At 64.4% G+C, this 13010-nt stretch carries 12 protein-coding genes; 11 read left to right on the forward strand and 1 reads right to left on the reverse strand.

Going from position 1 to position 13010, the window contains the following annotated elements; translation table 11 throughout:
• Nucleotides 1-4: 4 nt before the first annotated feature.
• Nucleotides 5-976, reverse strand: coding sequence for a lyase (locus E5X88_RS09150; RefSeq protein ID WP_292160482.1), 972 nt, complete (start codon nucleotides 974-976; stop codon nucleotides 5-7).
• 239 nt (nucleotides 977-1215) lie between these two features.
• On the opposite strand from E5X88_RS09150, the gene E5X88_RS09155 reads away from it, so the two are divergent.
• From E5X88_RS09155 to E5X88_RS09205, 11 genes are all read left to right on the forward strand, one after another.
• The gene (locus E5X88_RS09155) at nucleotides 1216-1614 is read left to right on the forward strand and encodes a cytochrome c (RefSeq protein WP_292160484.1); all 399 of its coding nucleotides are present in this window, start codon (nucleotides 1216-1218) and stop codon (nucleotides 1612-1614) included.
• A gap of 277 nt (nucleotides 1615-1891) precedes the next feature.
• Nucleotides 1892-2665 (forward strand): glucose 1-dehydrogenase, encoded by a 774-nt coding sequence (locus E5X88_RS09160; RefSeq protein WP_292160486.1) that lies wholly within the window; start codon nucleotides 1892-1894, stop codon nucleotides 2663-2665.
• Nucleotides 2666-2780: 115 nt separating this feature from the next.
• On the forward strand, nucleotides 2781-3929 hold the full coding sequence (locus E5X88_RS09165) for an ABC transporter ATP-binding protein (protein ID WP_292160488.1): 1149 nt from the start codon (nucleotides 2781-2783) through the stop codon (nucleotides 3927-3929).
• 35 nt (nucleotides 3930-3964) lie between these two features.
• Nucleotides 3965-5071 (forward strand): PotD/PotF family extracellular solute-binding protein, encoded by a 1107-nt coding sequence (locus E5X88_RS09170; protein ID WP_292160490.1) that lies wholly within the window; start codon nucleotides 3965-3967, stop codon nucleotides 5069-5071.
• 67 nt (nucleotides 5072-5138) lie between these two features.
• Complete coding sequence (locus tag E5X88_RS09175) at nucleotides 5139-6083, forward strand: ABC transporter permease (RefSeq protein WP_292160492.1); 945 nt, start codon at nucleotides 5139-5141, stop codon at nucleotides 6081-6083.
• Entirely contained in the window at nucleotides 6080-6880 is an 801-nt protein-coding gene (locus tag E5X88_RS09180) for an ABC transporter permease (RefSeq protein ID WP_292160494.1), read from the forward strand. Before E5X88_RS09175 ends, E5X88_RS09180 begins: the two co-directional genes overlap by 4 nt.
• Before the next feature lie 36 nt (nucleotides 6881-6916).
• Entirely contained in the window at nucleotides 6917-8239 is a 1323-nt protein-coding gene (gene hisD / locus E5X88_RS09185) for a histidinol dehydrogenase (RefSeq protein ID WP_292160496.1), read from the forward strand.
• A 6-nt stretch (nucleotides 8240-8245) separates the two neighbouring features.
• Entirely contained in the window at nucleotides 8246-9250 is a 1005-nt protein-coding gene (locus E5X88_RS09190) for an alcohol dehydrogenase catalytic domain-containing protein (RefSeq protein WP_292160498.1), read from the forward strand.
• Nucleotides 9247-10059: a histidine utilization repressor gene (gene hutC, locus E5X88_RS09195; RefSeq protein ID WP_292160500.1), complete on the forward strand. Its 813-nt coding sequence runs from the start codon at nucleotides 9247-9249 to the stop codon at nucleotides 10057-10059. The genes E5X88_RS09190 and hutC overlap by 4 nt, the downstream gene beginning before the upstream one ends.
• Before the next feature lie 265 nt (nucleotides 10060-10324).
• Nucleotides 10325-10798, forward strand: coding sequence for a hypothetical protein (locus E5X88_RS09200; RefSeq protein ID WP_292160502.1), 474 nt, complete (start codon nucleotides 10325-10327; stop codon nucleotides 10796-10798).
• Nucleotides 10799-10896: 98 nt separating this feature from the next.
• Nucleotides 10897-12984: a sigma-54-dependent Fis family transcriptional regulator gene (locus E5X88_RS09205; protein ID WP_292160504.1), complete on the forward strand. Its 2088-nt coding sequence runs from the start codon at nucleotides 10897-10899 to the stop codon at nucleotides 12982-12984.
• The last annotated feature ends 26 nt before the right edge of the window (nucleotides 12985-13010 follow it).

Raw genomic sequence — 13010 nt, forward strand, 5'->3', positions numbered from 1 at the left:
GCTTTCAGCCGCCCGTTTCGGTCTCGATCACGACAAGCCGGTCGGTCCCGGACTCCGCGCCCCACACCTCGCCGGGACGCCCATTGAGCTGACGCACATTGGCGTTGTCGCGATCGGACGGGAAGCTCGCGAAGGTCTCCGTTTCCGGGTCGAAGCGGACGATGGCATTGGCGCTGAAATCGGTGAGCCAGACCTTGTCGCTTTCATCGACATAGACAGCGTAGGCCTGGGGCTCGTCTCCAGGCAGCTTCCAGCTCCGCCAATCCTTCGCCGCCGGATCGAAGACGCTGACCTGGCCGGCGTCCCATTCGCTGACCCAAATGCGACCTTTGGAATCAGACCAGACGCGGCGGGCGCCCTGATCCGCGGTCGGCGGGTCGATCGGGGAAGCCTCGCCGGTCGAAAGATCGATCCGGGCGATATGGTTGCCGGCGAGCGAGGCGTAGTAGACCTCGCCGGACGGCGTGGTCGTGATCCCGTAGGGGCCGCGACCGCGCGGCGCGTTCCAGACGTCGACCCTGCCACTTGCCGGATCGAGCCTGCCGTAGATACCGCTCTGCCCCGTGAACCAGAGCCGCCCGTTCTTGTCGAGGGAACCAGTGTTGAGGTTCGCGTTGGCGTGCCCCTCGGGGAGCGGAAAGGCCTTCACCGCCTCCGTCTCGGGATCGACGCGCACGATGGCGTTGAGGCCGCTGTCGGTCACCCAGGCGGCGCCGTCGGGACCGACAATCACGCCGTGCGGCGCCGAGCCGTCGCCGAGGGTGACGTGCTCGACCTCGCCTGTCTCAGGACTGAGCCGCCCAAGCGCGCCTTGCCCCTGGGCGGTGTACCAGACGGATCCATCCGGAGCCGGAGCCACATCGTGCGGGCCGGCGCCCTCCGGAACGGGATAGTAGCGGACCTCCTGCTCGGCGGCACGCGCGGCTGCCGAGCAGAGCAGCGCGGCGAACAAAGTCGACACAATCGTACGAAGCATGGCGAACTCCTCACATCGCGAGTTCATTTGCACAGTGAACGATCCGACGCGCCCTTTTCGTCTTTTGGATGGCATGTCAGCGGTTGTGAGGTTGACCATCAAGAGGCTTCGCAGGCACTGGCGAATGGGAAGACCCCGCGCTCGCGTCATCTGGTGGAGACCGCCCGCATGCAAATTGATCCGGATCAACGTGTTCACGTGCTGACGCTATAGGCTGAGTTACCAATTGGGGACCGCAGATGAAACTCCTCATTGCCGCAGCGCTTGCAACCATGGCCTGCAAGGCGTCCACCGCGCAGGAAATGAGCTATGGCGAGGCGGAATACCTAAACTCCTGCGCGGTCTGCCACGGCCTTTACGGCAGGGGCGATGGGCCCTTGGGCGATGTGCTGTTGAAGCGCCCGGCCGACCTGACAAGTCTTTCCGAACGGAACGGCGGCGCGTTTCCCTATTCGAGGGTGTTCGCGACGATCGACGGTCGCTATGCCGTGTCAAGCCATGGCGATCGCGAAATGCCTGTGTGGGGTCGCCAGTTCCTCGAAGAGGACGTAAAAGTCTATGGCCCCAGTGGCGGCGAGATTGTCACGACGGAACGCATCCACAACCTGGCCAGTTACATCGAGACGCTGCAGCATTAGATTCCGGCAGCCGCGAAGTTCGCAAATGGCTTGCTGTATGGATTGGTGCACGTTCCCAGGCGCCAGCCAACCTGGCTCCGGACCGCTATGATTCATACCTGCCCGAGCTTGGATGAACGCGTTGGTCGGATTCATGCCAGGCAGCGTCTCGGCGCCGTGTCATTTTGGTGAAGACCGGCCTGCGGCGGCGCAAGATGTATAGACAACCGGCCGCAACTGGTGTTCGTTTCCAATCCGACCGCATGCAATTTTTGGAAAATGCAGGAACCGTAACGGCATGGACGCTACCGGCTTGTTCGACCTGACGGGAAAGAAGGCGCTGGTGACGGGCGCCAGCCGTGGCATCGGCCAGGCTATGGCGGAGGCGCTCTCCGCGGCTGGTGCCGACGTCGCGGTGACCGCTCGCGACGAAACATCCCTTCGTGAGACAGCGGACCGAATTGGCGCTGTCGGCCGAAGGTCGCTTTGCCGGTCTCTCGACGTGCTCGACACCGATCGCATCCGCGTGGTGGTCGACGAAGTCGCGGAAGCCTTTGGCGGGCTCGACATTCTGGTCAACAACGCCGGCTACGAGGAAGTCCGGGCCTCGCTCGACGTGGATGAGGCGGTGTGGGACCGCATCATATCGACCAATCTGAAAGGCGCCTTCTTCTGCGCGCAGGCCGCGGCGCGGCGGATGTCCGCCGGCAAGAGCGGCGGCGCGATCATCAATCTTTGCTCGCTGACCTCCTATGTCGGCATTCCGACCGCGGTGCCCTACGGCTCGTCCAAGTCCGGACTTCTGGGCATGACGCGCGCGCTCGCCGCGGAATGGGCATCGCTCGGCATCCGCGTCAACGCCATCGCTCCAGGGTATTTCCATACGGCGATGACGGATGTCTTCTATGAGGATCCCGACTGGCAGGCGGCGATGCTGGCCAAGATCCCGCAGCGGCGCTTCGGCACGATGCAGGATCTGGCCGGAGCCGTCGTGTTCCTTGCGAGCGGGGCATCCGCTTATGTCACCGGGCACTGCCTCCCTGTCGACGGCGGCTACCTAGCATCCATCTGAGCGACATAGGTGCGGTGCAACAGGAAGCGTGTAGACCCGACTTGTATATGGTTGTATATACCACCTCAAACGCTGGGCGTTCTTGCATGCGACCGGCGACGAAAGGGGAACCACAATGCAGCAGGAGCCTTTCCGGGCCGTAGCTTCGCACGAAGCGGAAGGCGGCAGGGAAATCGCGGTCGCGGTGCGCAACGTCGGGATGGATTTCGACGGGGTTCATGCCGTCAAGAATGCGTCCTTCGATCTGCCGAAGGGCCGGTTCCTCACCATTCTGGGGCCTTCGGGGTCCGGCAAGACGACCCTCCTGCGAATGATCGCCGGGTTCCAGACCCCGAGCAGCGGCGAGATCTTCATCAACGGCCAAGCGGTGAGCGCGGTGCCACCGCACAAGCGCTCGATCGGCATGGTCTTTCAGAGGCTTGCGCTGTTTCCGCATATGACGGCGGCCGAGAATGTCGCCTTCCCGCTGAAGATGCGTCGGCGCGACGCACGCACCATTGCGGACCGCGTCGAGCGCTATCTCGCGCTGGTCCGGCTCGGGGGCTATGGCGGCAGGCGCATTCACGAACTTTCCGGCGGGCAGCAGCAGCGCGTCGCGATCGCGCGGGCATTGGTGTTCGAACCCGACCTGCTGCTTCTCGACGAGCCGCTGGCCGCGCTCGACCGAAAGCTGCGCGAGGAAATGCAGCTCGAATTCCGCCGCATCCAGCGCGAGCTCGGTGTCACCACGATCAACGTCACCCACGACCAGCGCGAGGCGCTGGTGGTCTCGGACGACATTGTCGTCATGGATCAGGGCGAGATCCAGCAGAAGGCGCGGCCGATCCACGCCTACCGCCAGCCCCGCAACGCCTTCGTCGCCGACTTCATCGGCGTCACCAACTTCATTGCCGGTACGGTACGGTCCATCTCGGAAGCAGGCGACGTCTCCATCCTTCGGGGTGATCTGGTGCTTGCCGGAAAGGTCGGCGATCCGGTCAATCCGCCCGCCGAGGGCGGCAAGGCATCGGGAGCGATCCGCGCAGAACAGATCCGTCTCGCCGGCGATGCTGCTCAGCTGTCGAAGCTCGACTGCGTGTTGGCCGGGACCGTCACCGACACGATCTTCGAAGGCGAGCGCATGGTCTACGAGGTGGCCTGCGCCGCGATTGGCGACGAGGTCATTCGCGTTTTCGACCATGATCCCGCCGCGCACACGCAGTTCGACATAGGCGAAGGCGTGTTCCTGGGGTGGAATGCCAGGGACATGCTTGTTTTTCGATAGAACCGGAAACCGGTCAAACCCAGAGGAGAATGCAGATGAAGCGCTTCAAGCCGACATTATCCCATCTTTCCCGCAGAACCTTCCTTCAGGCTACCGCCGCGCTCGGCGGCGCCTCAGCGCTCGGCCTGCGCGGCGCCTATGCGCAGGAACCGGAAAAGCCGGCGGAGATCATCGTGCGCGCCTGGGGCGGCAGCTGGGTGGACAGCCTAAAGGCCGGCGTGTCCGACAGCTTCACCAAAAAGACGGGGATTGCCGTCCGTCACGACCTGACCGAAGACAACGAGATCCAGCCCAAGGTCTGGGCCGCCGTGGCGCAGAACCGGGTCCCGCCGATCCACATCAACTGGGACACCACCACCAACGCCACGAAATCGGCACTGCGCGGCGTGACGGAAGACCTCTCCGACCTGCCGAACCTCGCCAATGTGACGGACCTTGCCAAGCCTGCCGGCCTGGAAGGCTTCCCGATCGTCAATACGTACGGCTACGTCTATGTGCTAGCCTATCGGCCCGCGGCGTTCCCGGACGGACCGCCCAAGTCCTGGAAGGATCTTCTCGACCCGAAGTTCAAGGGTCGGCTTGCCTTCTACAATGACGGCATCGGCTTCCATTTCCCAGCACAGGTCGCCGGTGGCGGCAAGCTGGAGGACATACCCGGCAACATGCAGCCGGCTTGGGATTTCATCACCAAGATGAAGGGGCAGCAGCCGCTGCTCGGGGAGGATCCCGACTTCACCACCTGGTTCCAGAACGGCGAGATCGACGCCGCCTGCACCATCTCGACCAACGCGCGAGAGGCCCGCAAGAACGGTGTGGAAATCGAATGGGTCGTGCCGGAAGAGGGCGCGAAGTTCGACACGGACGGTCTGTGGATTCCCAAGGGCCTGCCGGAAAACGAACTCTACTGGGCCAAGCAGTACATCAACCATGCACTGACCAAGGAAGCCCAGCAGGTCTGGCTGGACGGCCTCGGCTTGCCGGGCGTGGTGCCGGGCCTCACACCGCCTAAGGACCTGGTGGACGATCCGTCCTATCCGACCACCGAAGAGGATTTCCAGCACCTCATCCGCATCTCGTCGAAGGTCCAGGTCGAGAATGAGAGCGAGTGGTTTTCCAAGTTCAAGGCGATCATGCAGGGTTGACGCCGGTCGCCCGGTGCCGCCCCGGCGCGGCACCGACTCCTTCACGACGTCGGAATACGGATTTTTCATGCGGGCAGCCAGGACAGCCTATCCCCTGAAATGGCGCATCATGGATGCGCTGGAAGGCGTTGCCGCGGCCATCTGGCCGGCGCGGTTCAGGCGCGCTACACCCTATCTGATGCTGCTTCCGGCGGTGCTGCTCGTCGGGCTGCTGGTGCTCGGTCTCATCCAGATCGCGGATGCGAGCCTGCGCACGCTCGACACCACCACCTTCCAGTTCTCGGACGACTATTCCATCGCCAATTTCCAGCGGGCGCTGACCGAGCCGCTGTTCCTCGTTGTCGCGCGGCGCAGCCTCATCGCCGCCCTGATCGTCACGGCGGTGACGCTCGTCTTCGCCTTCCCCTATGCCTATCTGATGGTGCGCACGGCTTCGCCACGACTGCGCAAGTTCCTGCTGATTGCGCTGTTCCTGCCCTTCTTCATCGGCCAGGTGGTGCGTGCCTATGGCTGGCTGATCATCCTCGGCAACCAGGGCATGGTGAACGAGGCGCTCGGCCTTGTCGTGGTCGCTCCAATGCGGCTCATCTACAACTATCCCGCCGTGCTGTTCGGCCTCGTCCAGTACATGCTGCCCTTCGCCGTCCTGATGCTCGCGCCGGCACTCACGGCAATTCCCGAAGAGCTGGAGGCGGCCGCCGGATCGCTCGGCGCGAACTGGGTCCGCACGTTCATCCATGTCGTGCTGCCACTCGCTCGTCCGGGCTTCATCGGCGCCGGCGTGGTGGTGCTGACGCTTTCGCTCACAGATTTCGCGGTCCCAGCGATCCTTGGCGGCGGCTCGCAGGACTTCACCGCCAACGCCATCTACGACCAGTTCTTCCGAACGTCCGACCAGGGCCTCGGCGCGACGCTGGCGCTTATGCTGGTCGCGCTCGGGTCAATCCTTGTCGGCCTTGTGTTCGCGCTGTTCGGAGCCGGAACGCTCGCCATGGGGAGGTCGCGGGCGTGAGCTATTCGCGCAGCAAATCCGTTGTCCTGTGGACACTGGTGACGATCGCCCTGGTGACGCTTTCGGCACCGACGATCGTGGTGCTCGGCGCTTCCTTCACCGGCGGCAACATCATCACCTTTCCGCCGGACGGGCTGTCGCTGCGGTGGTACGCGCGCATCTCGCAGGCCTCCGACCTGCGCAACGCTTTCCTGCGCACGCTCCAGGTCGCGACGGTCTGTACGATCGTTGCCATTCCCGTGGGCACGCTGGCCGGCATCACGCTGGCGAAATATGCGGTGCGTTTCGAGAAGGCGATCCAGGTCTATCTGCTTTTGCCCTTCACCATCCCGCTGATCGGATCGGGCATCGGCCTCATGCTGATCTTCGGCAAGGCCGGCTTTCTCGGCCAGCTCTGGCCGGTCGGCATCGCCTGCTGCGTCATCAACCTCCCCTTCATGATCTGGGCGGTCACGGCGAGTGCCACCGGGCTTGACCCGGACCTGGAACTGGCCGCCGCCAATTGCGGCGCGCCGCCGCTCCAGGTGTTCTTCTCCGTTACCTTGCCGGCGGTGATGCCGGGGGTGATCACCGGCTCGCTGCTGATGTTCATCCTTGCGCTCAACGAATTCCTGGTCAGCCTGCTGCTCGTCGATGCGCGCATCGTGACGCTGCCGGTGCTGATCTACAATTCGATCCGCTCGATCATCACACCGGACCTTGCCGCGATCTCCGTGGTCTTCATCGCCTGCTCGGCTGTCGCCATCTTTCTGCTCGACAGGCTGGTCGGGCTCGACATCTTCCTGAAATCGAAATGAGGAATGCCGGCCTGCCGGGCCGGAAAGGGAAATCCTATGCCAAACGTATCGTTCCATGATTTGAGCCAGCTCGATGCCGCTGGTCGCGCGGCATTAATGCGGCGCTCCGAGACCGATCTCTCCGGCTTTGTGGAAAAGGCCGCACCGATCATCGAGGCGGTCCGGGCCGAAGGCGACGCCGCGCTCGTCCGCTTCGCCCGCGACCTGGACAAGGCAGATCTCGATGCGTCGCGGCTCAAGGTCAGCCCCACCGAATTCGACGCCGCCTTCGGCATGGTGGACGAGAACGTGGTCGCCGCCATTCGCTTCGGCATCGACAACATCCGGCATTTCCATGAAGAGCAGAAGCCGGAAGCCATGTGGCTCAAGGAAATGCGGCCCGGCGCCTATGCCGGGGACCGCTTCACGCCGATCCGCTCGGTGGCGCTCTATGTCCCGCGCGGCAAGGGGGCGTTCCCTTCGGTCACAATGATGACCGCAGTGCCCGCCGTGGTGGCGGGCGTCCCGGAACTCGCTATCGTCACGCCGCCGGCGCCCGACGGTTCGGTGGACGCAGCGATGCTGGTCGCGGCACGCATCGCCGGCGTCGAAACGGTCTACAAATGCGGCGGCGCGCAGGCGGTCGCCGCGGTCGCCTACGGCACCGAGACGGTCAAGGCCGCACTCAAGATCGTCGGTCCAGGCAGCCCCTGGGTCGTCGCGGCCAAGCGGCTGCTTGCCGGAGTGATCGATCCCGGCCTTCCCGCCGGTCCGTCCGAAGCGATCATCCTCGCCGACGACAGCGTGCATGGCGGGCTGGCCGCGCTCGACCTCCTCATCGAGGCGGAGCATGGGCCGGACTCATCTGCCTATCTGGTGACCCACAGCCGCCGCGCGGCGGAGGAGGCACTGGCGGCGTTGCCCGAGCACTGGGCACGCATGACCGAGCAGCGGGTAGCGTTCTCCACCGCGGTGCTGACCGGCGCCTCCGGCGGCATCGTGCTGACGGCGTCGATCGAGGAGAGCTACCGCTTCATCAACGACTACGCACCGGAGCATCTGGAGATCCTCTCCACCGATCCCTTCGCGCACCTTGGCCACATCACCGAAGCCGCCGAGGTCCTGATGGGGCCGCACACGCCGGTCTCGATCGGCAATTTCGGGCTAGGCCCCAATGCCGTCCTGCCGACCAGCCGCTGGGCGCGTACCTGCGGGCCGCTCTCGGTCACGGATTTCATCAAGCGCTCTTCCATCGGCTACGTGACGGCCGCGGCCTATCCGGAGTTCGCGCGCCATGCGCGTACCCTTGCCCGCTATGAAGGTTTCTCCTCGCATGAACACGCCGTCTCCGACGTGCGCGACCAATATCTGGTGCGGTAGCGGACGATGAAGGCGGCCAGACTCCACGCGGCGGGCGATTTGCGGGTTGAGGATGTGCCATCTCCCGGCGAACCGGCGCCTGGCTGGGTGCGGCTCAGGGTGACGGCCGCCGGCATCTGCGGCTCCGACCTCCACAACTTCCGCACCGGTCAGTGGATCAGCCGCGCGCCGAGCGTCGCCGGGCATGAGTTCGCCGGCGAAGTGACCGCCGTGGGGGCCGAAGTGTCCCAGCTGGCCATCGGAGACCGGGTCGTCGCCGATTCGCGTTTCTGGTGCGGCGAATGTGCTGCCTGCCGGGCCGGCCTGCACAATGTCTGTGCCAGGCTGGGCTTTGTCGGCGAGGTCTGCGACGGCGGCTTCGCGGAAGAGACGGAGCTGCCGGCGCGGCTGCTCCTGCGCCACGACCCAGCGCTTGATCCCGCAGTTGCCGCCATGGCGGAGCCGCTGGCGGTCGCCCTGCACGCAGTGCGGCGGCTGTCGGCCCCGGCCGGGGCGCCGGTGCTTGTCGCCGGCTGCGGCCCGATCGGCGGGTTGGCTGCGCTCATCCTGTCGCGGGCCGGCGAGAGACCGGTCCTCGTCGCCGACCGCAATGCAGCGCGTGCGGGCCTTGTGGCCGAGGTGACCGGCGCGACCATTGCCGACCTGGACGCCCTGCCCTGCGATCCCACCCTGCGCCATGCCATCGACGCGACGGGAAGCGTGGCGGTGATGACGCGGCTGCTCGATCTTTTGGCCGGCGGTGGCACGCTGGCGCTGGTCGGCATTTCGCATGGCCGCCTCGATCTCGACCCGAACCTCCTGGTCGAGCGCGAGATCGCACTGGTCGGCTGCCATGCCTTTGCCGACGAACTGGCCCCGGCCGTCGCGATGCTTGGTGATCTCGCCCCCGCGCTGTCGCGCTTCGTGGCCGAGGAGATCGCGATCGGCGAGATTCCCGCCGCCTACCAGCGCCTGATCGCGGGCGCGAGCGGCGGCCTGAAGACCATCGTCCGAATGGAGACAGGACGATGATCAAGCTTCCCGAGACCGCCGGGCCGCTCTATGAAAAAGTCAAGGACTACGTGCTCGGCAACATCGGCAGCGGCAAATGGCCGAAGGACCGGAGGCTGCCTTCCGAGAACGAGCTGGTCGCCACGCTCGGCATCTCGCGGATGACCGTGCACCGGGCGCTGAGGGAGCTGACCTCGGAAGGCCACCTCCTGCGCATCCAGGGCGTAGGCACCTTTGTGGCGCCGCCGAAACCGCAATCTGCCCTCATCGAAATCAGGAACATCGCTGGCGAGATCGCCGCGCGCGGCGGACGCCACAGGGCCGAGGTCGTCATCGTCGAGAAGATCCGCAACCCGGGACTGGACCTCGTCGTCACCTTCGAATTCATGCGCCGCAGACCGGTCGCCCATTCGATCATCGTGCATTTCGAGGACGAGGTGCCCGTCCAACTCGAGGAGCGCTTCGTCAATCCGGCTCCCGCACCGGACTATCACCGGCAAGATTTCGTTGCGACCACCACCTACGACTATCTGCAGCGGGCGACGCCGCTGACGGAGGTGGAGCACGTGATCTCGGCCGTCGCCGCCGACGAAATGGCCGCCCGCCGGTTGATGATCCGGCCAGGCGACCCCTGCCTGCTCCTGCATCGGCGGACCTGTTCGGGCGCGATTGTCGCCACCGTCAACAAGCTCACCTATGTCGGCAGCCGCTATTCGTTGGGCAGCCGCTACGCGCCCTCGCCCGCCGTATGGGCAAGGACCCGCTGCGAAGCCGAGGCGGTGGCGCTTCTTATCTCGGGCACAGCGCGCGACGGTTCATCCATGCCATGAGCGCTTCGACCTATCGCCCAGCAGCACCAAGTGGGCCCTCTTCCTGATGGGCTTCAATTCGGTACCGAAACCGGCATCGATTGGGACTGAAGTGCGTTTCTTCGTGCCGCTGATGAGCAGGCTTGTAGCAGCCACCTGCTACCAACGACATGGACTTTGGCGCTATCTAATATGAATGGCGTATCTCACTGAGGCAGTGTAGGCTTTGCCTGACAAGAAGAATGAGCCGTACAAACGGCAACGCTGATCGAATCTGGGAGGATTCATGGTTGAGATCATCTCCAAGCGGGATGGCCCGCGGCGCGAGGACGTACAAGTCAAAAGACTGATCGAGCAGAACCGCTCGACCATCGTTCGCCTTGCCGACCAGATCAGCGGCGGCGGCTATTCGGCTTCCAGGAAGCCACGCCAGCAACCGAAGGCGGCAGGCCTGATCATCCATGTGGGGAGCAGCAAGACACCTGCGGCCGACGCCAAGCCATCCATCCAAGTCACCATGAACGGCCGGGTGATCTCAAAGGACCAGAACACAGGCCGCCAGCTTCACCATATCGGCGACATCCGCAATCGAGGCGAGGACCAGATCTTCGTCCTGGCGACGAAGCAGAATGGCTTCTTCTCGCCGGTCGACGAAACCGTCGCCGAGGCGCTCGCCGACCTGGACGGGTCCCGCCTCGCCGCCGCCTATACCGAAGAACAGCTTGCCGCCGACATCGGCGCGAGACTCGGCATCAACTGACGAGCAGACGCTCGCACGTGTGCACGTCCAATCCGCGATAGCATTCGAACATAACAGCATACAGCAGTGGCATACCTCAAAGGTTCTGTGATGACTGGATGAAACGCGAGATAGGCCTCAATCAGATGAAGATCGATGCTCTTCCGGCGCGTGCGTCGCCAGCCACCGGGCGAATGGTTCTGGGCAACATCGACTATGATGAGCGCGCCACCATGCGCGCTTGGGAGAACTTTCTGGCCGACGAGCCCAAATGTGCCCGCGATCCGATCCAGCCAAGCCCCGTCCGCTCTCTCATCCATGATTCCTGGTATCGCAGCGCCACGGGCGGCATCAACGCCGAAGGTATTGAAGCGCCGCTAAGCAGTGATCGCGATGAGATCGAATATCTGACGCGGGCCAATGCCGAATTGCTCTCGGCGGCGCGGCGATCGTTCGCCTCGCTTGGCCAGTTACTGGACGGGACAGGCGCGATGCTGGTTCTGGCCGACAGCGACGGCGTGCTGATCGACGCCATCGGCGACAAGAAGACGTTGCATGACGGCATGGATATCCACCTGGCCATCGGCGGCAAATGGAACGAGGATGCCGTCGGAACCAATGGCATCGGTACGGCGCTGTGGACCGGTGAGCCGACTTTTGTCCATGCGGCCGAGCATTTCTGCGCCGGCATCAAATCCTGGACTTGCGCCGGCGCGCCGATCCGCGATCCCCTGGACGGCAAGATCATCGGCGTCGTCGACCTGTCTGGCTATTCGCCGATCTTCCGGCCGCACAACACCGCGCTCGTCGCCGCCACAGCCCGGCAGATCGAGAAGGCATTGGCCGAACAGCAGCAGGAACAGCGCACGCGCCTGCTCGAAGCCTTCATTTCGTCTGCCCCCAGCTACCGCCGAAAAGACGGGCTGGTGATCGTCGACCATCGCGGCCGCGCAATCTTCTGCAACAATGTCCCCGATGGCGAAACGACCGAGATGATGGACGGGCCGATGGAGCCAGGCCGTGGCCGCTGGCTCATGAATCTTCCTTCGTCCGGGGACGAAGGAGATCTCGCCAGGGCGCTACCGGCCCATCTGCGATCCTGCCACATCACACCGCTGAAGCTTGACGGCGACCTCCGCGGCGCAGCGCTGGTGTTCCCATCGGTGCCAGCAGTCTCCAGCGTGACGGTGGTCCGCGCGGAAGTCGATAAGCATCTTCGCGATGCTGTCGCCATGATTGTGGGCAATAGCGAGGCGCTGCTGGCCGCCGTCGACGTCGCCTGCCGTGTCGCCCGGTCGAACAACGTCGCATCGCTATTGATCGAAGGCGAGACGGGAGTCGGAAAGGAGCTGTTTGCGCGGCTCGTTCATGCCGGCAGCCGACGCACGGCGAATGACCCGTTCATAGCGATGAATTGCGGAGCGATCACCAGGGACCTGTTTGGCAGCGAATTGTTCGGCCATGTCGCCGGCGCATTTACGGGCGCCTCGCGTGAAGGCAAGCCGGGTGTTTTCGAGCTCGCCAGCGGCGGCGTGCTCAGTCTCGACGAGATTGGTGAATTGCCACTCGAGATCCAGCCGTTTCTGCTGCGTGTCCTCGAAGAGCGCGTGGTCCACCGGATCGGCGACAGCCGGGGGCGACCTGTGGACGTGCGACTGGTCGCCTCGACCAATCGCGATCTCAAGCAGGAGGTTGCGGCCGGTCGCTTCCGCCGCGATCTCTACTATCGAATTGGCGCAGTCTCGATCACCGTCCCACCGCTGCGCGAGCGCGGCGAGGACGTGCTTTTGCTGACCGAACATTTCAACCGGCAGATCGCGGCTGCGGCTGACGGGGAGCCACTGGAATTCTCGCACGAAGCGCTGGATGCCCTGCGTGCCTATCGGTGGCCGGGTAATGTGCGCGAACTGAAGAATCTCATCGGCCGGCTGCATGTTCTGGCGCGCGTCCGCGATATCGGACTTCACGACCTACCCGAGGAAATCACGGCGCCCAGCGCTGAATCGAGCGCCACGCCCGACAACGATACAACCCTCGCATCAGAGGCGCCTGAAGGCACGCTTGCCGAAGCGGAACGCCAGGCGATGAAAAACGCATTGGCAGCCGAAGGCGGCAATCTCAGCAGGGTCGCAGCGCGGCTCGGTATCTCCCGGCCGACGCTCTATCGCAAACTCGACCAGTACGGCATCCGCCGTCGCTTTTCCTGACAGCAACGAAACCCATGGCATTTGCG

The sequence above is a fragment of the Mesorhizobium sp. genome, assembly GCF_004962245.1.
GTDB lineage: Bacteria > Pseudomonadota > Alphaproteobacteria > Rhizobiales > Rhizobiaceae > Mesorhizobium.

Coding starts and splice junctions, on each gene's coding strand:
- E5X88_RS09155 (WP_292160484.1), top strand. CDS start 1,216: ATGAAACTCCTCATTGCCGCAGCGCTTGCAACCATGGCCTGCAAGGCG.
- E5X88_RS09200 (WP_292160502.1), top strand. CDS start 10,325: ATGGTTGAGATCATCTCCAAGCGGGATGGCCCGCGGCGCGAGGACGTA.
- E5X88_RS09160 (WP_292160486.1), top strand. CDS start 1,892: ATGGACGCTACCGGCTTGTTCGACCTGACGGGAAAGAAGGCGCTGGTG.
- hisD (WP_292160496.1), top strand. CDS start 6,917: ATGCCAAACGTATCGTTCCATGATTTGAGCCAGCTCGATGCCGCTGGT.
- E5X88_RS09150 (WP_292160482.1), bottom strand. CDS start 976: ATGCTTCGTACGATTGTGTCGACTTTGTTCGCCGCGCTGCTCTGCTCG.
- E5X88_RS09190 (WP_292160498.1), top strand. CDS start 8,246: ATGAAGGCGGCCAGACTCCACGCGGCGGGCGATTTGCGGGTTGAGGAT.
- E5X88_RS09205 (WP_292160504.1), top strand. CDS start 10,897: ATGAAACGCGAGATAGGCCTCAATCAGATGAAGATCGATGCTCTTCCG.
- E5X88_RS09170 (WP_292160490.1), top strand. CDS start 3,965: ATGAAGCGCTTCAAGCCGACATTATCCCATCTTTCCCGCAGAACCTTC.
- hutC (WP_292160500.1), top strand. CDS start 9,247: ATGATCAAGCTTCCCGAGACCGCCGGGCCGCTCTATGAAAAAGTCAAG.
- E5X88_RS09165 (WP_292160488.1), top strand. CDS start 2,781: ATGCAGCAGGAGCCTTTCCGGGCCGTAGCTTCGCACGAAGCGGAAGGC.
- E5X88_RS09175 (WP_292160492.1), top strand. CDS start 5,139: ATGCGGGCAGCCAGGACAGCCTATCCCCTGAAATGGCGCATCATGGAT.